Origin of the sequence: Aliamphritea hakodatensis (assembly GCF_024347195.1) — a bacterium.
In the GTDB taxonomy this organism is placed as follows: domain Bacteria; phylum Pseudomonadota; class Gammaproteobacteria; order Pseudomonadales; family Balneatricaceae; genus Amphritea; species Amphritea hakodatensis.
Genome location: NZ_AP025281.1, coordinates 1,422,507 through 1,444,649 on the forward strand (window position 1 = coordinate 1,422,507; position 22,143 = coordinate 1,444,649).

The 22,143-nt window shown below is 53.4% G+C and carries 20 protein-coding genes; all 20 read left to right on the forward strand.

What is annotated here, in order from left to right:
* The first annotated feature begins 128 nt into the window (after positions 1–128).
* The 20 genes from dnaX (at position 129) to murC (ending at position 22,143) form a co-directional block, all read left to right on the forward strand.
* Positions 129–2,252: a DNA polymerase III subunit gamma/tau gene (gene dnaX, locus PCI15_RS06485; RefSeq protein WP_271273521.1), complete on the forward strand. Its 2,124-nt coding sequence runs from the start codon at positions 129–131 to the stop codon at positions 2,250–2,252.
* A 72-nt stretch (positions 2,253–2,324) separates the two neighbouring features.
* Positions 2,325–2,651, forward strand: a complete 327-nt coding sequence (locus PCI15_RS06490) for a YbaB/EbfC family nucleoid-associated protein (protein ID WP_271273522.1) — start codon at positions 2,325–2,327, stop codon at positions 2,649–2,651.
* Between the two features lie 9 nt (positions 2,652–2,660).
* Positions 2,661–3,260, forward strand: a complete 600-nt coding sequence (recR, locus tag PCI15_RS06495; RefSeq protein WP_271273523.1) for a recombination mediator RecR — start codon at positions 2,661–2,663, stop codon at positions 3,258–3,260.
* 23 nt (positions 3,261–3,283) lie between these two features.
* Complete coding sequence (rnd, locus tag PCI15_RS06500; protein ID WP_271273524.1) at positions 3,284–4,459, forward strand: ribonuclease D; 1,176 nt, start codon at positions 3,284–3,286, stop codon at positions 4,457–4,459.
* A 34-nt stretch (positions 4,460–4,493) separates the two neighbouring features.
* The gene (locus tag PCI15_RS06505; RefSeq protein WP_271273525.1) at positions 4,494–4,784 is read left to right on the forward strand and encodes a YcgL domain-containing protein; all 291 of its coding nucleotides are present in this window, start codon (positions 4,494–4,496) and stop codon (positions 4,782–4,784) included.
* Entirely contained in the window at positions 4,784–5,236 is a 453-nt protein-coding gene (locus tag PCI15_RS06510; protein WP_271273526.1) for a YcgN family cysteine cluster protein, read from the forward strand. Before PCI15_RS06505 ends, PCI15_RS06510 begins: the two co-directional genes overlap by 1 nt.
* Before the next feature lie 100 nt (positions 5,237–5,336).
* Positions 5,337–6,989, forward strand: coding sequence for a bifunctional UDP-sugar hydrolase/5'-nucleotidase UshA (ushA, locus tag PCI15_RS06515; protein ID WP_271273527.1), 1,653 nt, complete (start codon positions 5,337–5,339; stop codon positions 6,987–6,989).
* 128 nt (positions 6,990–7,117) lie between these two features.
* Positions 7,118–8,239, forward strand: a complete 1,122-nt coding sequence (locus PCI15_RS06520; protein WP_271273528.1) for a YchJ family protein — start codon at positions 7,118–7,120, stop codon at positions 8,237–8,239.
* 169 nt (positions 8,240–8,408) lie between these two features.
* Positions 8,409–9,026, forward strand: a complete 618-nt coding sequence (locus PCI15_RS06525; protein ID WP_271273529.1) for a type 1 periplasmic-binding domain-containing protein — start codon at positions 8,409–8,411, stop codon at positions 9,024–9,026.
* 420 nt (positions 9,027–9,446) lie between these two features.
* A complete protein-coding gene (gene mraZ, locus PCI15_RS06530) occupies positions 9,447–9,902 on the forward strand; it encodes a division/cell wall cluster transcriptional repressor MraZ (RefSeq protein WP_205658646.1) in 456 nt (151 codons plus the stop codon).
* Positions 9,903–9,941: 39 nt separating this feature from the next.
* Positions 9,942–10,880, forward strand: coding sequence for a 16S rRNA (cytosine(1402)-N(4))-methyltransferase RsmH (gene rsmH / locus PCI15_RS06535; RefSeq protein WP_271273530.1), 939 nt, complete (start codon positions 9,942–9,944; stop codon positions 10,878–10,880).
* A gap of 2 nt (positions 10,881–10,882) precedes the next feature.
* Positions 10,883–11,248: a cell division protein FtsL gene (ftsL, locus tag PCI15_RS06540; protein ID WP_271273531.1), complete on the forward strand. Its 366-nt coding sequence runs from the start codon at positions 10,883–10,885 to the stop codon at positions 11,246–11,248.
* Positions 11,238–12,992: a peptidoglycan D,D-transpeptidase FtsI family protein gene (locus PCI15_RS06545; protein ID WP_271273532.1), complete on the forward strand. Its 1,755-nt coding sequence runs from the start codon at positions 11,238–11,240 to the stop codon at positions 12,990–12,992. Before ftsL ends, PCI15_RS06545 begins: the two co-directional genes overlap by 11 nt.
* Entirely contained in the window at positions 12,989–14,509 is a 1,521-nt protein-coding gene (locus tag PCI15_RS06550; RefSeq protein WP_271273533.1) for a UDP-N-acetylmuramoyl-L-alanyl-D-glutamate--2,6-diaminopimelate ligase, read from the forward strand. The genes PCI15_RS06545 and PCI15_RS06550 overlap by 4 nt, the downstream gene beginning before the upstream one ends.
* Positions 14,506–15,876: a UDP-N-acetylmuramoyl-tripeptide--D-alanyl-D-alanine ligase gene (locus PCI15_RS06555; protein ID WP_271273534.1), complete on the forward strand. Its 1,371-nt coding sequence runs from the start codon at positions 14,506–14,508 to the stop codon at positions 15,874–15,876. The genes PCI15_RS06550 and PCI15_RS06555 overlap by 4 nt, the downstream gene beginning before the upstream one ends.
* Before the next feature lie 4 nt (positions 15,877–15,880).
* Positions 15,881–16,963, forward strand: a complete 1,083-nt coding sequence (gene mraY, locus PCI15_RS06560) for a phospho-N-acetylmuramoyl-pentapeptide-transferase (protein WP_271273535.1) — start codon at positions 15,881–15,883, stop codon at positions 16,961–16,963.
* A gap of 21 nt (positions 16,964–16,984) precedes the next feature.
* Positions 16,985–18,334, forward strand: coding sequence for a UDP-N-acetylmuramoyl-L-alanine--D-glutamate ligase (gene murD, locus PCI15_RS06565; RefSeq protein ID WP_271273536.1), 1,350 nt, complete (start codon positions 16,985–16,987; stop codon positions 18,332–18,334).
* 2 nt (positions 18,335–18,336) lie between these two features.
* Positions 18,337–19,623, forward strand: a complete 1,287-nt coding sequence (gene ftsW / locus PCI15_RS06570) for a putative lipid II flippase FtsW (RefSeq protein ID WP_271273537.1) — start codon at positions 18,337–18,339, stop codon at positions 19,621–19,623.
* Positions 19,607–20,701, forward strand: a complete 1,095-nt coding sequence (gene murG / locus PCI15_RS06575) for an undecaprenyldiphospho-muramoylpentapeptide beta-N-acetylglucosaminyltransferase (RefSeq protein WP_271273538.1) — start codon at positions 19,607–19,609, stop codon at positions 20,699–20,701. Before ftsW ends, murG begins: the two co-directional genes overlap by 17 nt.
* On the forward strand, positions 20,701–22,143 hold the full coding sequence (gene murC, locus PCI15_RS06580; RefSeq protein WP_271273539.1) for a UDP-N-acetylmuramate--L-alanine ligase: 1,443 nt from the start codon (positions 20,701–20,703) through the stop codon (positions 22,141–22,143). The genes murG and murC overlap by 1 nt, the downstream gene beginning before the upstream one ends.

Here is a 22,143-nt window from a genome sequence, read left to right on the forward strand (position 1 = left end):
GTTTTTGCTGATTATTCCCGGGCTTAAGCTGGCACTGTCGGGCGGTTATCGTTAGCATGTGAGCTTATTTATTTGTACTGCTTAATTTAAGCCTGTTTCTGGGCTTACCGGATAAGAATCATCACATCATGAGTTATCAGGTCCTGGCGCGAAAATGGCGCCCCGCAACATTTCAGGAGATGGTTGGTCAGGAGCACGTGCTTAAGGCACTGGTGAACGCTCTCGACGATGATCGTCTGCATCATGCCTACCTGTTTACAGGCACTCGCGGGGTGGGCAAAACCTCGATAGCGCGGTTATTTGCCAAGTCACTGAACTGTGCCAATGGTGTTTCTTCTTCTCCCTGTGGTAAATGCGCACCCTGTCAGGAAATCAGCGAAGGCCGTTTTGTTGACCTGATTGAGGTGGATGCGGCGTCACGTACCAAGGTTGAAGATACCCGTGAGCTGCTGGAAAACGTTCAGTACGCGCCGACCCACGGTCGCTACAAAGTTTACCTCATCGATGAGGTGCACATGTTGTCGACCCATTCTTTCAATGCGCTGCTGAAGACGCTGGAAGAACCGCCTCCCCACGTTAAGTTTCTTTTAGCAACGACTGACCCACAGAAGTTGCCGGTGACGATTCTGTCCCGCTGTTTGCAGTTCAATCTGAAGAACATGATTCCCGAGCGGATCGTTGATCACCTTCGGCATGTACTGACTCAGGAATCCATTAAATTTGAAGAGCCGGCGCTGTGGTTGCTGGCCCGCTCAGCTGATGGCTCCATGCGGGACGCCATGAGTCTGACGGATCAGGCGATTGCATTTGGTGCCGGTGAGATTAATGAAGCAGATGCCCGTTCTATGCTGGGCACTATTGATCAGCGCCTGGTGTACCGTTTGCTTGACAGCCTGGTGGCGCAAAACGCCAAAGATATGCTGGCGACGGTCAGTGATCTGGCGCAGTTTTCCCCGGATTACAATACGGTTTTGGGAGATCTGATCAGTCTGTTGCACCGGATAGCTCTGGGGCAGGTGATGCCGGATGCCGTTGATAATGGTATGGGAGACCGCGATCAGGTGCTTGAACTGGCACGCCAGCTATCTGCTGAAGACGTGCAGTTATATTATCAGGTCGCTTTGCTGGGCCGTAAAGATTTGCCCTATGTGCCGGATGCCCGTGAAGGGTTGGAAATGGTCATGTTACGGATGCTGGCGTTCCGTCCGGCATCTGCACCGCCGCGAAGCGGTGATAAGCCGCAATCAGTGTCGGCTGTTTCTGACGGCGGGGCTGAACCGTCGGAAGATGCTCAGAGCAGCCCGCCACCGGCCGCTCAGGCGGTTGCGCCTGCGCCTGAAAATGTACCTGCACCGGCGACGGAACAGGCATCTGAACCCGTGACGCCTCCTCCGGCAGCGCCCGTTGCAGCACCTTCTGAAGTTTCGGTCGTCGCCGCACAATCTGAAGTATCAGCCGGGCTGTCTCAGCCGGTTGCACAGGCGCCTGCTGCACCTATACAGCCGTCTGTACAGGCCGCCGCGCCGGCAGTTGCTGAGCCAGCTCCGCAGCCGGTTGCCGAAAGTGCTCCGGTTGCCCGCGAGCCGGTTGCTGCTCAAGTTCCGGAACATGATGTACCGCCGTGGGAAGAGCCGCCGGCTTATGATGAGTCGTATTTTTCAGGTGCACCGCAGGAGGCGTCTGAACCGTCAAAAAAGCCTGAAGAGGTGAAGCAGCCATCGGCAGCGATGGCTCAGGATACGGCTGTGGCTGAACACCCGGCACCGGCAGTGATGACAGCGCCGACGAATGTCGCGGACGGTTATATTGCTGAGCCTGTGGCGGAAGAAATCTCCCGGCAACTGGCTGAGCTGGATGTATCTCAGTGGGTGCTGCTGGTGGATGCGTTGGGGCTGGCAGGGATGACGTACATGATTGCCGCCAATACCTCACTTGAGGCTGTCAGTGATGGAGTGTTCAGATTCCACTATGCTGATGAACAGAGAAATATTCTCAATGAGGTTCACACTGACCGCATTTCTGCAGCGCTGAGCGATTATTTTCAGCAACCACTTCAGGTAGAATTCGAACTGGGAATCTTTAGCCGGGAGACGCCGAGCCTGTATCGTTCGCGCAAAAAGTCAGAGCGACTGGCTCAGGCCGTGACCGCGATTGAAACCGATGCAACGGTGCAGGCTATTATTGAGCGTTTTGGCGGGCGGATTGATATTTCCTCCGTTGAGCCTATTGATGCTCCGGTAACGCTGCATTAATTCAGACATTACAGTTTTGCTTAGCCGGCACCTGTGTTGCTGGCGACAGATATATAAATATCGAGGTTTATTATGATGAAAGGTGGAATGGGCAACCTGATGAAGCAGGCCCAGAAAATGCAGGAAGAACTGCAAAAAGCCCAGGAAGAAGTCGCCAAAGCGGAAGTCAACGGTGAGTCAGGTGCCGGTATGGTGAAGATCGTCATGAATGGCCGTCATGATGTAAAGCGCGTTGATATTGACGACAGCCTGATGACAGAAGATAAAGAAATTCTGGAAGACCTGATTGCCGCGGCAGTAAATGATGCGGTGCGCAAAGTCGAGTCTGCCAGCCAGGAGCGTATGGCCAAAGTAACCGGTGGTATGGGTATGCCGCCAGGCTTCAATATGCCGTTCTAAGGGGCGTTTATGTCATTCAGTCCCTTGATTCAGTCGCTGGTTGAGGCATTTCGCTGCTTGCCCGGCGTCGGACCGAAAACCGCTCAGCGTATGGCGTTTCATATGCTGGAGCGTGACCGGGAAGGTGGTATTAAACTGTCTGAAACCTTACAGCTGGCCATTGAAAACGTGGGCCGCTGTAGCCGGTGCCGGACATTATCTGAGCACGAGCTGTGCGATATCTGCGACGACAGTAGCCGTGACCGTTCGAAGCTGTGTATTCTGGAAACGCCGGTGGATGTGCTGGCTGTCGAGCAGACCGGCGGTTTTAACGGTCAGTATTTTGTGCTGATGGGGCATTTGTCCCCGATTGACGGAATCGGCCCTCAGGATCTGGGGCTTGATGTGTTGCTTCAGCAGATTGACGGTGCCGGCATTGAAGAAATTATACTGGCAACCAATCCGACGGTTGAAGGCGAAGCAACCGCTCACTATATCGCCGAGCAGGTTAAAGATATGGGGATAAAAGTCACCCGTATTGCTCACGGGGTGCCGGTGGGCGGCGAGCTTGAATTTGTTGATGGTGGCACGCTGGCGCATGCGCTGGCCGGTCGCCGTTCACTTCTCTGAAATGCCTTTTGCAGGAACTGTTTATGAATGCTGAAAGTGCAGCATCTTACGATTATTTAGCGCTTGAAGAGGCTGCCAAAACACCGGTCTGGGTGCGCACCGATGACGCGCTGGCAGAATGCTGCCGGCACTGGCTGACACTGCCACTCATTGCTCTGGATACCGAGTTTATCCGGGTCGATACTTTTTATCCCCTGCCGGGGCTGATTCAGGTGGCGGATGACCGTCACTGCTATCTGCTGGACCCTCTGACGCTTGAAAATTACGCGCCACTGGTAGAGGTGTTCCGTGCTGAGTCGGTGCTGAAGGTTCTGCATGCCTGCAATGAAGATTTAGAATTATTTCTCTACATGCTGGGGGAGATGCCTTCGCCGGTGTTTGATACTCAGGTTGCAGCCGGTTTTCTGGGCTGGGGCTTTTCAATGGGGTATCAGCGAATCGTTGAGCATGCGCTGAGCGTGGCGATCGGCAAGGGGGAAACCCGTTCCGACTGGCTGCAGCGGCCGCTGACCGCTGCGCAGGAGCATTACGCCACGCTGGATGTGGCGTATCTGCCGGCACTGTACCTGAAACAGAAAGACGCACTGGATGCCCGGAACATGACAAGCTGGGTGGAAGATGAGTTACAGGTCTTGCTGGCCAGTATCCCCGATCGGGACCCGGACGGCGTGCATTATTATAAGCGCTTCAGTCAGGCCTGGAAGTTGCCGGCTGAAAAGCTGGCCGCGCTGCGTGACCTTACGGCGTGGCGTGAACGTGTTTGTCGCCAGCGCGACGTGCCCCGCAACCGGGTGCTGAGAAATCAGGCGCTGATTGACATTGTGTATAAGTGGCCCACTTCCGAATATGCGCTGTCTCAGGTGGATGATATTCATCCCCGGGCGGTGCGGCAGGACGGTGCGACTATACTGAGCTATCTGAAAATGGCGAAAGATTCTGCCGCGGCCAGTCCGCCGGAATCCATTGTGCAGCCGCTCAGTTATGACTGGAATAAACCGTTAAAGCAGCTCAAGGCTATGGCCCGTGAAAAGGCAGCTGAGCTGGACATGGCGCCTGAGGTGCTGTTACGTAAGAAGGATCTGGATGCGCTGATCCGAACCGGTGAGCAGGGTGAGTACAGCCTGCCTGAAAGTTTAAGTGGTTGGCGAAAATCGGTAATTGGCGATGCGCTGGTTGCTAAACTGAAAGAAATTGCATAACAACGGCCGGTTTGCTGGCCGTTCCGGAATATCTATGAAAAAGATCTGTAGTGTGTTTAAAAGTTCGAAAAAGGACGAAATGTACCTGTACGTTGATAAGCAGGAACAGCTTGCCCGTGTGCCGGATGCACTGAAAACCATGTTTGGTACCCCGTTGCATGTATTCGATATGCTGATTACACCGGAAAAGAAAATGGCCCGTGTGGAAGCGGCTAAGGTACTGAGTGATATTCAGGAAAAGGGTTTTTTCCTGCAAATGCCTCCGGCAAAAGAAGATTACATGCTGGATTTGCATGTTGACCGGCCGGAAACCGGAGTGCGCTGATGGCTGCTGAAGTCTTCTGGCGTTCCACGCCGCTGGAAGAGATGTCTGAAAGCCAGTGGGAATCCCTGTGTGACGGCTGTGCCTTATGCTGCCTGCATAAGGTTGAAGATGAAGAGACTGAGCAGGTGTACTACACCAGTGTTGTCTGTCATCTGCTGGATCTGGAAAACATGTTTTGTACTGAGTATGAGAAGCGTTGCTCGCTGGTACCTCAGTGCGTCAAGCTCAGGCCGGAAGATGTGGAGGAGTTCCACTGGTTACCCCGTACCTGTACCTACCGTTTAATTCATGAAGGCAAGGACATTCCTGACTGGCATCCGCTGATTACCGGGCGCCGGGAGTCTGTTAAGCAGGCCGGGGCGTCTGTGGTCAGTTGGTTTGAAGTAACCGATGATCAGCTTGCTGAAGAAGATTATATTGATTATGTAATCGAATCCGGTGGCCCGGCCTAGCGGTCACCGTTGCCTCTTTGTTTGTTTCCCTGCTATAAGCTGTTACGGGCTTATGGTATTCCGCATAGGTTTTTCAGGATAAAGATACAGGAGTTTTCCGATGTTCAGATTAAAAGCTGCGATTGCCGGTGGGCTGGTTTCAGTGGCGCTGTCCGGGTGTGCGTTTACCGGGGCACAGCAAGAGGCAGACTGGCAGGCGGGTAAGGAGTACCGGCTGACGGTTTTACATACCAATGATCATCATGGCCGTTTCTGGTCAAACCGGCATGGCGAATATGGCATGGCTGCCCGGAAAACACTGATTGACCGCATCCGTGCAGAGGTTGCTGCGCAGGGCGGTGAGCTGCTATTGCTGTCCGGTGGAGATATAAACACCGGAGTCCCCGAGTCAGACCTTCAGGATGCCGAACCGGATTTTAAAGGCATGAGCCGGATTGGCTATGATGCTATGGCTGTGGGTAACCATGAATTTGATAATCCGCTGGGTGTGTTGCGGGAACAGCAGGCCTGGGCTGACTTTCCCTTTCTGGCGGCGAATATCTACGAACAGGACAGCGGTGAGCGGTTATTTGAGCCCTACCGTATCTTTAACCGCGGTGATCTGAAGATCGCAGTGCTCGGCCTGACGACAAAGGATACCGCTAAGCTGGGGAACCCGGAGTTTATCAGTGATATCCGTTTTACTGACCCGGTGGCAGAAGCTGCATCTCTGGTACCTGAGTTGCAGGATCAGGCTGATGTTGTCATCGCGGCGACCCATATGGGGCACTATGTGGATGCTGCTTACGGCATTAACGCACCGGGGGATGTGACCATGGCCCGCCAGGTTGACGGGCTGGATATGATTATCGGTGGGCATTCTCAGGACCCGGTGTGTATGGCGGCGGACGGAACCGCTGTGAATGGATTCCGGCCGGGTGATGCCTGTATGCCGGACGTGCAGAACGGTACCCTGATTATGCAGGCCCATGAATGGGGTAAATATGTGGGCCGTGCGGATCTGGTATTTAAAGACGGTGAGCTGCGGCTGGAAAGCTATCAGCTGATTCCCGTGAATCTTAAGAAAAAAGTCAAAGGTGCTGACGGCAAAAAAGTCAGGATGCTGGTGGCTGATGCGATTGCTGAGGATGCCGGGCTGAAGGCGTTCCTGCAGCCTTATCAGGAGCAGGGGCAGGCGCAGCTACAGATTAAGATTGGCGAGGTAGACGCTAAACTGGAAGGCGACCGGGGTGCGATCCGTTTTCAGCCCACCAACCTGGGTGTGCTGATTGCGCAGGCGCAGATGGATAAAACCCAGTCGGACCTGGCAGTGATGAATTCAGGCGGTGTGCGGGACAGCATTGCAGCCGGTGATATTACCTACAAAGATGTTCTTAAAGTACAGCCGTTTGCCAATGCGGTCGCTTTTGTTGAGCTCAGTGGTGCCGAGTTGCTGGATTATCTGGCGGTTGTTGCTGAGAAGCCGGTGGACAGCGGAGCATTTGCACAGTTTGCCGGGGTTCAGCTGGAAGTCGTTGGCGGTAAGTTGGATAAGGTTCTGGTGGCCGGTCAGCCTGTGGATCCCGCCGGCACCTACCGGATGGCGATTAACAGCTATATCGCCTCGGGCGGTGACGGTTACCCGAAAATGGATGATCATCCGGGCTACGTGAATACCGGGTTTGTGGATGCAGAAGTGCTGCGGACTTATCTTGAGGTAAATAGTCCGTTAAGTGCAGCCCGCTTTGATTCCGCGGATATTATTCGTCGCTGAGTCTGTTCTTTCATGCGTTCAGCTTTGTTTCAGTTAACGGTTCTAAGGTGCTGAAACTGAAGCAGGCTGAACGGCAGTGACTGTTAGCTGGCCTGAAGAGAAATTTCCGACGCTTCTGAGGAGTGAATGTGAGCGTACAGCAGAATAAACTGGCGGCTTTTGCCCTGGCAACCGCATCTGATATCCCCCTGAATGTTGCTGCATTACCGCGTAAGCCGGCGCGTTCAGAATCAGTACTGGATGTTGCGGTTACCGACGGGTATCTGCAAGAGCGCTTGTCTTCCGTGATGGCTGCACTGGTTGCGGCCGGCCCTCATGAAAGTGTCTATGAATACCGTGAAAAAGAAGACGTGCCGGAGTTTGAGGCGTTGTGTGAAAAGCTGGATGCGCTGTTTCTCAGTAACGGTATTTCTCCGGAAAAGGGGCTGGAAGCTCTTATTTATGCCTGGCAGTATGCCCGGAATACGCAAAAGAACGGTCTGGAACTTTTCCGTGATATTGATGATATGCCCGGTGCTGCGCGGCTGAATCTATCGCTGTATATCGCAGGAATAGCCACCCGGCTGATTAACGACAGTACGCTGGTGGGACAGTCTTATATTTCTGAAGCAGCCAATACTCTGTTACTTGAACTGTTTTATTCAGAAATTGCTGAGTGCCGATCCCTTGGGGTTGATGAGGCAGATCTGGCGGCTTTACTGGTGTATGTGTCACGGCTGCAGCTTGCGTTTGATCATCACCGTCAGGCGGCGTTAACGCTGATGGCCTGCCTGGAGCTTTCGCTGACCAGTAATACCTATGAAATGTCGACACTGTTTGGCTTTAGTGCATGCCGTGCGTCTGTGGTTGAAGATATCGGCGTTGCACTGAGTTATCTGGAGTTGGAACCGTCTGCTATCGAGTGTTTCACGCAGGCATTTGAAATGTATAAGCATGGTTTCGGTAACCGTTACCGGCTGAGTCTGGTGACTACCGAGTCTCTGTTCTCGGTTGCGACCCTGCATGCTTCGATTGATCAGCAGGTGCAGGCTGTTGCTAAATACAGTGAATATCTGGATGTGACCAAGCCTTTAATTAAGAGTGATTTCCTGAATAAAAATGAGCAGCTCTGGACGAAACGCGAGCATGCATCTCATTATGTGATGGAGAACAGCCAGCCCCAGCCGGATAAAACGCAGCCGTGCCTGTGTGGCAGTGGTAGCCGTTATGTGGATTGTTGCTTTGATTTACATGTGGATGATGCTGTTTAGCGGCGTTTTTTATCTCTGACAACGGTCTGTAAAAAAGCACTATTAATATTTCTCAATAAAATCTGAAAATATTGAGTTTTACTAATTCACTAACTGTTTTTATGATGTATCCACCTTAACCGCTGTATAGCATTTTGCCGTACAGCCTGATTACCGGAGGAGAGACATCATGAGTCTTGTATCGCGCGATCTTCAAACCCGTTTAGCATCCCAGGGAGTATTAACTGCATCCCGTGTCGCTTGCAGCGATGTGCAAGCGGCCGCGCTGATGAACCCGGGTGAGAAATTAGACCACCTGGTGGCAGAGTTTTCTGAACAGGTGGATCTGCAGGTGGATGTGGTTGAGAGCGGTCATCCTTTCAGTTCTGCAAAAAACGACCTTGCAATCGCTTCGCTGCGGGCCGCCCGCAGAGTGGCTAATGAAACGCCGGAACCTTTACTGGTTTCGGCAGAACTGAATGCGGTTGCTGAGAGTGATTACTCAGATGTATTAGCGCAGGTTGCAGCAGAAGGTGCGGATTTTGTTATCCAGAGTCATCTGCAAAGTAAGGACGCGGCGTTAGCGTTTTTAAAAGCCGCTTCTGAGGCCGGAGTACCGGCGGTGCTTAGCCTTGATCAGGCGGTGCTTGTCCGTAACGGTCAGTCGGCAGTGGAGCTGGCTCAGACATTATATCGGGCGGGTGCCGTGGCCGTGGGTGTTGCCGGGTATATAGGTCCGCAAAACACTGACGTCCTGGAAGGGCATTACTGGATTACGGATAAGCGTGGTTCTCTGTATATTCACTAACATGTACGACTAACCTGAAAACGGAGGCTATTGCTTCCGTTTTTTTGTTTCAGCGGCGCAGGCATTATCAAAAAAATTCAAGTGTATCCCGGCTGTCAGGCGTCTTTTGTCATGGCGTACTGTGGTAAAATTCTTCACCCGTAACAGTGTGTGCTTCAATAGCGGTTTGATTTTGTAGTTGCAGATTTTTTCTCTTTTCAGGCTGCTTATAAAGCCCTGATTCAGTTTTATCTCTTCTGTTTTATTGCTCTGTTTTCAGTATGTCTGACTGGCTGTAAGCCCTTCGGATATCTGGTCTTGACGATTGCCCAAAATCTGTTTTGTGGCCTTGCAAAAGCCGGGGTTAATTTCTATAGTGTGGCTTAGTGGGTAAATGTGGGTAAAAGTGGAGCAAAGGGGAATTAAAGTGGAAGTCAGGGTATGTTTCGGGGTGTAAACCCGATAAATCTTGATGCCAAGGGCCGAATGGCCATTCCGGCACGCTACCGTGAGGCAATCTCAGGGTTCTGTGCTGGCCAGCTGGTGGCCACTATTGATACCGAAGACCGTTGTCTGCTGCTTTATCCGCTTTCCGAATGGGAAGAAATCCAGGAAAAGATCGAATCCCTTCCCAGTTTTAATAAACAGGCCCGCCGTATTCAGCGTTTGCTGATTGGTCATGCGACCGATCTTGAAATGGACGGTAACGGGCGTCTGCTGTTACCGGCGCCGTTACGTGATTACGCCGAACTGGAAAAGAAAATCATTCTGCTGGGGCAGGGAAATAAGTTCGAGATCTGGAGTGAAGATCGTTGGAACAGTACCCGGGATGACTACCTGAATGATGATGACGGCAGTATGGAACTGCCGGATGATTTACAGAATTTATCGCTTTAAGCCTTCGGGGCTGATTTAAACCATTAGGGGCCGGTGCACATGAGTGCAGAATTTCAACACATTACAGTATTGCTGAATGAAGCTGTCGACACCCTGGTTGGTGACGGAGATGGTTTTTATATTGATGGCACCTTTGGACGGGGCGGGCATTCAGCACTGGTTCTCGAACAGCTGACGCCGCAGGGCAGATTACTGGCGATAGACAAAGATCCTGAAGCAATTGCCTGTGCAGAACAGCGATTTGCAACAGAACCGCGCTTCGATATCGAGCGCGGTTCTTTCGCTCAGCTGCAGGAGTTTGTGGAAGCCCGGGGGTTATCCGGACAGCTGGATGGTGTTTTGCTGGATTTAGGCGTGTCTTCTCCGCAGCTGGATGATCCTAGCCGTGGTTTCAGTTTTATGGCAGACGGGCCGCTGGATATGCGGATGAATCCGGATGTTGGTGAGAGTGCGGCTGAATGGCTGACCCATGCAACCGAAGCTGAAATCGCCGATGTGCTTTATACCTACGGTGAAGAGCGTCACGGTCGCCGGATGGCACGCGCAATTCTTGCCGCTCAGGCTGAAGAACCGATTACCACGACTGGCCGTCTGGCAAAAATTATTGCTGAAGCGAATCCTTCCTGGGAGAAGGGCAAGAATCCTGCAACCCGGGCGTTTCAGGGGATACGGATTTTTATCAACCGTGAACTGGAAGATCTGGAAAGCTGTCTGGAGCAGGCGCTGGAAATGCTTAAAGTGGGTGGCCGTCTGGTGGTTATCAGCTTCCACTCTCTTGAAGACCGGATTGTGAAACGGTTTATCCGTCATCATGTGAAGGGCGATGAGCATTTGCCGCCGGGGATTCCGTTCACCGATGACATGCTGAATAAGCGTCTGAAAGCTGTTACTAAGGCGGTGAAGGCGAGCCGTAAAGAGGTTGATGATAACCCGCGTTCGCGCAGTGCTGTGATGCGTGCGGCGGTGAAACTGAAGTGAAAGTGAGCTGGCCTGCCTGGTTGCAGTTAGGGGTTGCAACAGTGCATGAACAGGAGGGTGAAAGTTTTCGCCCTGCCGTGCTGCTGAAGGCCAGTGATCTGTATGTGAAAGCGATGGTGTTACTGGTACTGGTGAGCAGCATTGTCGTATCGGCACTGGTAGTGATTTACACCGCCTATCAGTACCGGCTCAATTTTAACCATCAGCAACAGTTAGTACAGCAATGGGATGAGTTGCAGGTGGAGTGGGGGCAATTACTGCTCGAACAGGGTGCGCTGGCAGCGAACAGCCGGGTTGAGAATCTGGCAACTAAAAAGCTGGCGATGCAGATACCGGCAAGAATAGAGGTTATACGTGATGAGCGCTAAAACCGTAGCAGACAGTCAGGATAAGCAGGAGGCATCTCAGGATGTCGCCGGCATCCAGACGCATGCAGCACGGGGATGGCGTTTGTGGCTGGTCTTGCTGTTGTTATTGCTGATTGCCGGTTTTATTGTCGGCAAGATGGTTTCACTGAATGTGCAGGACCAGGCGTTTTTACAGAAACAGGGGGATTCCCGGGTGCTGCGCACAACGGCTATACCGGCACACCGTGGGGTCATTACCGACCGTAATGGTGAGCCGTTGTCAGTCAGTGCACCGGTTGCCACTGTATGGGTTAACCCTAAAGAGTTTGAAGCGGAGAATCCTGCAGTCGGAAAACTTGCCGGTTTGCTTGGATTTAATCCCGCTGAAGTGAAGGAAAAGATCGCCCGGTACCGGAATAAACAGTTTTTGTATCTGAAGCGGCAGATAACACCTGATCTGGCAGAAAGTGTAGAGGCGCTGCGCATTAAAGGCCTTTATGTTGACCGCGAATATAAGCGCTATTATCCGGCCTCCGAAGTGACTGCCCACCTGGTGGGCTTTACTAATTTAGACGGCGTTGGTCAGGAAGGGCTTGAGCTGGCGTTTGAAGACTGGCTTAAAGGTGTGCCGGGTAAAAAACTGGTTATGCGGGATCTGCTGGGGCGAACCATTAAGCATATTCGCCAAGTGGAAGACGTGGTGCAGGGTAAAGATCTGCAGCTGAGTATTGATTTAAGGCTGCAGTATCTGGCTTACCGTGAGCTGAAAGCTGCCGTGAGTGCGCATCAAGCGGACTCAGGTGCGCTGGTGATGCTGGATGCCAACAGCGGAGAGGTGCTGGCGATGGTGAATCAGCCGTCGTTTAACCCGAATGATCGGGCAAACCTGATTCCGGCGATGCTCCGTAACCGGGCGATCACTGACATTTTTGAGCCGGGCTCTACTATGAAACCCCTGACGGTTGCTGCAGCACTGATGAGCGGCCAGTACACGACTGACAGTGTGGTGGATACCGCACCGGGCTTTATCCGGGTAAGAGGCCGTACCATCCGGGATCACCGTAATTACGGTGAGCTGGATATGACCAAAATCATTACTAAATCCAGCAATGTGGGCGTGACTAAGCTGGCCCTGAGCATGCATGAAGATGCCGTGCGGAATGTGTTTTACAACCTTGGTCTGGGGCAATCCACCAACAGTGGGTTTCCAGGGGAACAGACCGGGGTTTTACCTTACGTAGAGAAAAAACGTGTTGTTGAGCGGGCCACTATGTCTTATGGCTATGGATTATCTGCCACGCCTTTGCAGGTCGCGCAGGCGTATCTGCCTTTTGCCAATAAAGGTGTGATGCCAACAGTGTCTTTACTGAAAATTGATAAGCCGGACAGCAGGGTACGGGTAATGCCTGAAGACATTGCGGACACTGTCCTTGGCATGATGGAAACCGTGACAAATAAAGGCGGCACCGGTACTCAGGCGGCGGTTGACGGTTACCGGGTAGCCGGTAAAACGGGTACGGCCCATAAAGCTGCCAGCGGTGGTTATAAGGAAGATCAGTATATTTCAGTGTTTGCAGGGATCGCACCGGTCAGTGATCCGCGGATTATTACAGTGGTTATGATTGATAACCCTAAAGGGCAGGAATATTACGGGGGGGAAGTTGCAGCTCCCGTGTTTGCCCGGGTTGTGGGTGGCGCGCTGCGCAGTTTGAATGTTGCTCCGGATAAGTTGGCCGAGGGCGAAACCCAGGTGGTAATGAAATGACAGGTTTGGGAACGGGGAAACAACTAGCTGATCTGCTGGCAGTAGGGGCTGCCGGCAGTCAGTTAGCCCCACTTATTCATGGTACTGATCTGAATGATGTGCAGATCAGTGCCCTGACGCTGGACAGCCGTACTGTGCAGCCGGGCATGTTATTTTTTGCCCGTTCCGGCGTTGCCCACAGGGGTTGTGATTTTATTCTTGATGCGCAGGCAAAAGGTGCTGCTGCTGTGGTTGTGTCTGCTGCCGACTGGCAGGCAGGCTTTACGGGGCAGGATCAGGTTACTGTGCCTGTTATTCAGGCGGATGATATTGATGCGGCCACCGGTGCGCTGGCCGCAGCATTTTATGGCCGGCCCGGTGAACAGTTAAAAGTCATTGGTGTGACCGGTACGAACGGCAAAACGTCCTGCGCGCATTATATTGCGCAGGGGCTGAACGCCTTAGGGGAAAAAACGGCTCTGATCGGTACGGTTGGCAACGGCCTGCTCGATGACTTAAAGCCGGCCACGCATACCACGCCGGATGCGGTCAGCCTGCATGCTTTACTGGCCGGGTTTGTGGCCGGCGGTGCGACCGCGGTCGTGATGGAAGTATCCAGTCATGCGCTTGATCAGCAACGGGTTGCGGGGCTGGCATTTGATGTGGCGGCGTTTACGAACTTATCCCGCGATCATCTGGATTATCACGGCGATATGCAGGGATATTTTGCAGCCAAGGCCCGTTTATTTACTGAACTGAACGTGCCCGGTCAGGTCATTAATCTGGATGATGAATATGGTCGCCAGCTGAAGGCGTTGGCCAATGGCAGATCGGTGACCACTTTTGGTGAAAGTGCTGATGCTGCAGTGATGGCTTCAGAGGTCGTGCTGAACAGCCACGGCATCGCAGCCGAGCTTACCACCCCGTGGGGGGCCTTGTCGGTTAAGTCACCACTGCTGGGACGTTTTAACCTCAGCAATCTGCTGCTGACCATCGGGGTGCTGGGTGAGCTGAGCTTTACCGCCAACCAGATTGAAGCCGCTATTGCCGGCATTCATGCGGTGCCGGGGCGGATGCAGGCTGTGCAGAATGAGCAGCCACTGGTGCTGGTGGATTATGCCCATACGCCGGATGCGCTGGAAAAAGCATTGCAGGCGGTGGTGGATTACTGTCGGGGTGATCTGGTGTGTGTCTTTGGCTGTGGCGGTGACCGTGATAACGGCAAACGGCCGCAGATGGCAAAAGTGGCCGAGTCACTGGCAGATAAACTGGTGGTTACCAGTGATAACCCCCGTACAGAAGAACCGGAAAGCATTATCGATATGGTGGTTGCCGGTTTGCAGCAGGATACTGCCTTTACCCGTATTGCGGATCGCCGGGAAGCAATCGAACACGCGGTTGCGTCCCTTCAGCAGAACGATATTTTGCTGATCGCCGGTAAAGGTCATGAAGATTATCAGGAAGTAAATGGCGTACGTTTACCCTTTGATGATGTGAAGGTCGCCCGTCACGCACTGAATCTGAGAGACACATTATGAATGGCCCTTTTTCACTGGATCAGCTGCAGCAGGCTTTGTGTGCAGAGGTTATTAATGCCGCTGATGTGCAGGTCACCGGAGTAAGCACGGATACCCGCCAGTTACAGGACGGTGATCTGTTTCTGGCGATTAAAGGCCCGAATTTTGATGCCCACAGTCTGGTCGCTCAGGCGGCTGAACAAGGTGCGCGGGCGCTGGTGGTAGAGCATCCGGTGGAGTCTGATTTACCTCAGCTGATCGTTAAAGACAGCCGTCTGGCACTGGGCGATCTGGGCGCATTTAACCGCAGTTTCTTCTCCGGGAGCGTCTTTGCGATTACCGGCAGTAGCGGGAAAACCACCGTTAAAGAAATGCTGGCGGCTATTAACAGCCAGCGGGGGCAGACACTGGCGACCCGGGGCAATCTGAATAATGAAATTGGTGTGCCGCTGACGCTGTTGCGTCTGGGGGCTGAAGACCAGTTTGCCGTCATCGAAATGGGGGCCAGCGGTCCGCACGAGATTGATTACAGTGTCGGGCTGACAAAGCCCCGTGTGGCGCTGCTGAATAATGCCCTGGCGGCTCATCTGGAAGGGTTCGGCAGCCTTGAAGGTGTAGTGCATGCCAAGGCCGAGATTTTTAACGGATTAGATGCTGACGGGGTTGGCATCATTAATCGGGATGATCCGCACTTCAGTGTCTGGAACGGCATGCTTAAAGCGCAGCCTCATCTGAGCTTCGGTTTACATCCTGAGGCGGATGTAACCGCCACGGATATTACCCGGCAGGCGAACGGTTGTTACCGGTTCATGCTGCAGTTTAAAGGTCAGCAGCAAGAGATTCAGCTGGCGATGCTGGGACGTCACAATGTCAATAATGCACTGGCGGCTGCGGCGGCTGCGCTGGCGGATCATTGCTCACTGGCGGATATTGCAGAGGGCCTGCGGGCCTGTAAAGCAGTTGCCGGCCGGATGTGTCCTATTGCCTCCGACAGCGGTTTACTGATCGACGATACCTACAACGCTAATCCGGGCTCGATGAAAGCTGCGGTGGATGCGTTACTTGACCTGACACCGGAGGCATCTCTGAGCGTGCTGGCGCTGGGTGATATGGGAGAACTGGGGCCGGATGAGGCTGAGATTCATGCCGATATCGGCCGGTATGCCGCGCAGGCCGGGGTGGATGTGCTGTATGCCTGTGGTCCGTTAGGTGCGCATACTGTGGCGGCGTATCAGGCAGCTGGCGGGAGACAGTCGGCGAATTTTCTGCAGCACGGGGATGTAGTGCAGGCAATTCAGCAATTAACAAATAACAGGGTGACGCTGGCGAAGGGGTCGCGAAGCGCAAGAATGGAACAGGTCATTCAGGGCCTGCAAGAGAGAGGTTAAATCAATGTTACTCCTTCTAACCGATTGGTTAGCACAACACTTTTCCAGCTTTACCGTATTCAGTTATCTGACGTTACGGGGGATTTTGGGAGTACTGACTGCGCTTGCGATTTCTCTGATGTTCGGGCCGTTGCTGATCCGCACCCTGAAAATGAAACAGATCGGTCAGTCCGTCCGTGATGACGGTCCGCAGTCTCATCTGAGTAAAGCCGGCACCCCGACCATGGGCGGCGCGCTTATTTTGCTGGCGATTATGATCAGCAGTCTGCTGTGGGGTGATCTGACCAACCGTTATGTCTGGGTGGTGCTGATTGTTACCTTTATTTTCGGTGCCGTTGGCTGGGTAGACGATTACCGCATGGTGATCGAAAAGAACTCCCGTGGCCTGCCTGCCCGCTGGAAATATTTCTGGCAGTCTGTTGGCGGTATTGGCGCTGCGGTGTTTTTATACGTGACGGCAACATCACCGGTGGAAACACAGCTGATAATTCCGGTATTTAAAGATGTCGCGCTCGAGATGGGCATCTTCTATATCGTGTTTACCTATTTTGTCATCGTCGGGAGTTCCAATGCGGTAAACCTGACGGACGGTCTGGATGGCCTGGCGATTTTGCCGACCGTGATGGTTGCCGGTGCGCTGGCGATTTTTGCTTACCTGAGCGGTCACGTTCAGTTCGCCAATTATCTGAATATCCCCTATCTGCCGGGCTCCGGTGAGCTGATTATTATCTGCGGTTCAATTGTCGGTGCCGGGCTTGGCTTCCTGTGGTTTAACGCATACCCGGCGCAGGTATTTATGGGTGATGTAGGGGCGCTGGCGCTGGGGGCTGCACTGGGTGTGATTGCCGTAATTGTGCGTCAGGAGCTGGTATTGCTGATCATGGGCGGTGTGTTTGTGATTGAAACAGTCTCGGTGATTTTGCAGGTGGCTTCCTTCAAACTGACCGGCCGGCGTATTTTCCGCATGGCACCGCTGCATCACCATTTTGAATTAAAAGGCTGGCCCGAACCGCGGGTCATTGTACGTTTCTGGATCATCACCGTTGTACTGGTACTGATCGGTCTGGCAACACTGAAGGTTCGCTGAGAATCAGAGGAATAAATCGCTGTGACGCTGATTGCATCTGATAACCGCCGTATCGTCATCGGGTTAGGACAAACCGGGCTCTCCTGCGCCCGGTTTCTGGCCCGGGAAGGTTTGCCGTTTGCGCTGATGGATACCAGAGAAGTACCGCCGAATCTGGCGGCGATAAAAGCCGAGTTTCCGCAGGCAGAAGTATATTGCGGTCCGCTGAATGCAGAAGTGCTTTGTACGGCGGGCGAGCTGTTACTGAGCCCGGGCGTGGCTAAAGATCAGCCGGCCATTCAGCAAGCGGTTGAGGCCGGGGTTAAGTTATCCGGTGATATCGACCTGTTTTGTCGGCAGGTCAGTGCGCCGGTGATTGCGATTACCGGCTCAAACGCTAAAAGCACGGTGACCAGTCTGGTTGGCCTGATGGCGCAGAATGCCGGCATTGATACCGGCATCGGCGGTAACCTCGGTACCCCCGTGCTGGATATGCTGGCTAGCGGTGAGCAGGGTTTATATGTGTTGGAGCTTTCCAGCTTCCAGCTGGAGACCACCCACGACCTGCGCCCTGTTGTTGCTACCGTACTGAATATCAGTCCGGATCATCTGGACCGCTATAACAACGATATGCGGCTGTATTATCAGGCGAAACACCGGATATTCCGTGGTGCGCAGCAGGTGGTGATCAACCGTGATGATGCTCTGACCAGCCCGTTATTGCCTGAACAGGTTAAGCGCTGCAGCTTTGGGCTGGATAAGCCGGATCTGAAAGACTTCGGTGTGATCGAACAAAACGGTGAAGCATGGCTGGCAAAAGGCTTACAAGGGCTGATGCCGGTCAGCGCTATGAAGCTGAAGGGTGACCATAACGTGGCGAATGCGCTGGCAGCGCTGGCGCTGGGCGACGCCGCTGATCTGCCGATGACTGTGATGCTGAAAACCCTGCAAACCTTTGCCGGGTTACGTCACCGTTGCCAGTGGGTCAGAGAGCTGGATGGGGTGAATTACTTTAATGACTCCAAAGGCACAAATGTCGGGGCAACGGTGGCAGCACTGAACGGTCTGGGTGCTACGCTGGCAACAGGTCAAAAGATTATTCTGATCGCCGGTGGTCAGGGGAAGGGAGCGGAGTTTGGAGCATTAAGTGCCCCGCTGGATACGTATAGCCGCGCTTTGGTTTTGATGGGTGAAGATGCGGATCAACTGGCTGCCGTTTCTGATCTCGATAAGTATTTCGCTGACAGCATGTCAGCTGCAGTTAAGCAGGCACAGGCATTAGCAGAGCCAGGGGATATCGTATTGCTCTCTCCTGCCTGTGCCAGCTTTGATATGTTTGCCAGCTTCACCGCCCGCGGTGATGCATTTTGCGATGCGGTGCAGGGGCTGTGAGTATGTTTAGCCGCTTAACCGGGCGGGGCGCGGCAGGTGCTCCTCAGATAACAGCACCTGTTAATCAGGTGTTGCCGTTTGATGCCTGGTTACTGGCAGCGGCGCTGAGTCTGATGTTAATCGGCTTTGTGATGATCAGCTCGGCATCAATCGAAGTGGCTTCGGTAAAAAATGACAACCCGTTCTTTTATATGATCCGTCATGGGATTTTTATTCTGATGGGGCTGACCGGTGCGGTAATTGTATCGAGAATTCCCATGGCAATCTGGCAGCGAAGCGGCCCGTGGTTATTGTTCCTGGGGCTGGCGTTGTTGGTGCTGGTATTGCTGATTGGCCGGGAAGTGAACGGCAGCACCCGCTGGATCGGCCTGGGGCCAATTAACCTGCAGGCGTCAGAAATCGCCAAGTTCAGTATGGTTATTTATCTGGCGGGCTATCTGGTGCGGCGTTTATCTGAAGTGCGTTCCAGCTGGAAAGGCGTGGCTAAGCCGGCTCTGCCGCTGGCGTTTTTTGTGTTGTTGCTGATACTTGAACCGGACTTTGGTGCGGCGGTTGTATTAATGGGCACCGTGATGGGCATGATCTTTCTCGGTGGCATGAAGTTTGGTCAGTTTTTACTGGTGGTCACCGGGTGTTTGTCGGTGATTGCGACGCTGGCAGTGGTACAGCCTTACCGGATGCAGCGGTTGCAGACATTCCTTGACCCCTGGGCTGATCCTTACGGCAGCGGATATCAGTTAGCACAGGCCCAGATAGCTTTCGGCCGTGGCGACTGGTTCGGGACCGGGCTGGGGAACAGTGTACAGAAGCTGTTTTACCTGCCGGAGGCGCATACGGATTTTGTGTTTTCAGTGCTGGCGGAAGAAATGGGCGGCGTCGGTGCGCTGTTCGTGGTCGTGCTGTATGTGATTCTGGTGTTACGGATTTTCAGCATCGGACGTCAGGCGGAAAAGCAGGAACAGTTTTTTATGAGTTACGTCGCCTATGGTTTTGGCATCATGCTGGCGGCTCAGGCGCTGATTAATATCGGCGTAAATGTAGGTGCTTTGCCTACGAAAGGTTTAACGTTGCCGCTGCTAAGTTACGGTGGCAGTAGCTTGCTGGTGTGTGCCGCTATGCTGGCCATGGTGTTACGAATTGATTATGAGTTAAAGATATTGCGGTTAAAGACAGACAGCGGCAAAGATGCCAGCGCAGCAAAACAGAAGACCAGAAAAAAGAACGCGGCTACTGATGTTTCATCAGAATACGGAAAATCCCCGGAGGTGATGAATGTCGGCAGCGCATAAAACATTATTGGTGATGGCCGGCGGTACCGGCGGGCATGTCTTTCCGGCACTGGCCTGTGCGGATGTGCTGCGGGAGCAGGGCGTTAATGTTGAATGGTTAGGCACTGCTGCGGGGATTGAGGCCCGGGTTGTGCCCGATGCGGACATTAAACTGCACTGTATTGATGTCACCGGTTTACGGGGTAAGGGTAAGCTGAGTCTGTTGCTGGCACCGTTTAAGTTAGTGAAGGCCTGCTACCAGGCGCTTAAGGTGTTACGCCGGGTAAAACCAGATGCGGTACTGGGCATGGGCGGCTTTGCTTCCGGACCGGGGGGCGCTGCGGCTTATCTGACCGGCGTGCCTGTCATTGTCCATGAGCAGAATGCGGCGGCGGGCCTGACGAATAAGCTGCTGTCTAAAGTCGCCAGTGTAGTAATGGAGGCGTTTGGCGGCGCGTTTAACAGTAATCTGAAGACGCAGGTTGTCGGTAACCCGGTAAGGGGAAATATCCTGCAGCTTGCTGAGCCAGAAGTTCGTTTTGCTCAGCGCAACGGTGCTATACGCTTACTTGTTGTAGGTGGAAGCTTAGGCGCGCAGGCGATTAATACCCTGTTACCGCAAGTACTGAAGGAATTGCCAGAATCACAGTTTGAAGTGTTGCATCAGGCAGGAAGACGCAACATTGAAGCCACAGAGCAGGCGTATGACGCGGCCGGTTTAAATGGCCGGGATAATATCCGGGTGGTGGATTTTATCGACCGGATGGATGAAGCCTATGGCTGGGCGGACATTGTGTTATGCCGGGCCGGGGCGTTAACTGTCAGCGAGTTAAGCATTGCCGGAGCTGCGGCAATTTTAGTGCCGTTCCCACATGCGGTTGATGACCATCAGACCGGTAATGCGCGTTACCTTTCTGAACAGGGCGCGGCTGTTTTAGTGCAGCAGGGCGATCTGGATAAAGCGCGGTTAAAAACACTGCTGACAGACGAGCTGTCACAGCGGGATACATTATTAGAAATGGCGCAGGCGGCCAAAAGCTTGGGTCGGCCTGAGGCGACAGAAATTGTTGCCAATGCATGCCTGGAGGAAATGAAGTAATGACACAGTCAACAGTGACAAGACACGATGTACCCGAAATGCGTCGGATCCGGCGGATACACTTTGTCGGTATTGGCGGCGTCGGTATGTGCGGCATTGCCGAAGTCCTGCTGAACCAGGGATATCAGATCAGCGGTTCAGATATTAAAGTGTCTGCCACGACTGAGCATCTGGCCTCAATGGGCGCTGAAATTTTTATTGGCCACAGTGAAGACAATATCACTGCCGCCAATGTTGTGGTGACGTCTACAGCTGTAAACGAAGAAAATCCTGAGGTAAAAGCAGCCCGTGAACGCCGTATACCGGTGGTGCGCCGGGCGGAAATGCTGGCGGAGCTGATGCGTTACCGTCACGGTGTTGCTGTAGCCGGTACCCACGGTAAGACCACGACTACAAGTCTGATTGCATCGGTAATGGCTGAAGGCAAGCTTGATCCGACCTTTGTGATTGGTGGCCGGCTAAACAGTGCAGGTACCAATGCCAAGTTGGGGGGGAGCCGCTATCTGGTCGCCGAGGCCGACGAGAGTGATGCGTCGTTTCTGCACCTTCAGCCGATGGTGGCAATTGTTACCAACATTGATGCCGACCATATGGATACCTATGGCGGTGATTTCGGCAAGCTGAAGAAAACCTTTGTGGATTTTCTGCATAACCTGCCGTTCTACGGGTTGGCGGTGTTGTGTAATGATGATCCGGTTGTCCGGGAAATTATGCCGGAAATCGGCCGCCCAACGGTGACCTACGGCATCGAGGAAGGGGCAGATTACCGCGCGGTCGATATCAGCCAGCACGGTATGCATACCCACTTTACCGTCACCCGTCCGGATGGCCGCCCTGATCTGCAGGTTACCCTGAATATGCCGGGGCACCACAATGTTCTCAATGCATTGGCAACCATTGCCGTGGCCAGTGATGAAGGCATCGATGATGCCGCAATCAGTAAGGCGCTGGAAAACTTCCAGGGCGTCGGGCGCCGTTTTCAGGTGCTGGGTGATATTCCTGTTGAAGGCGGCGACGTTATGCTGGTGGATGATTACGGCCACCACCCCCGTGAGGTTCAGGCAACGGTAAAAGCGGTTAAAGATGGCTGGCCGGACCGCCGTCTGGTAATGATTAACCAGCCGCACCGGTACAGCCGTACCCGTGATCTGTATGAAGATTTTGTTCAGGTCTTGTCTGATGTGGATGTGTTGTTATTGATGGAAGTCTACGCCGCCGGCGAAGAGCCGGTCGCAGGGGCGGACAGCCGCAGTCTGTGCCGCAGTATCCGTCAGCGTGGCAGCATTGATCCTGTGTTTGTTGAGTCACTGGATGCCGTCCCCGAAATCCTGAAAAACCTGTTGCAGCCGGGGGATTTATTGCTGACTCAGGGAGCCGGCGATATCACCGCACTGGCGCACCGGTTAGCGTCACTTGATCTGAGCACCGCACAGGAGAGCTGA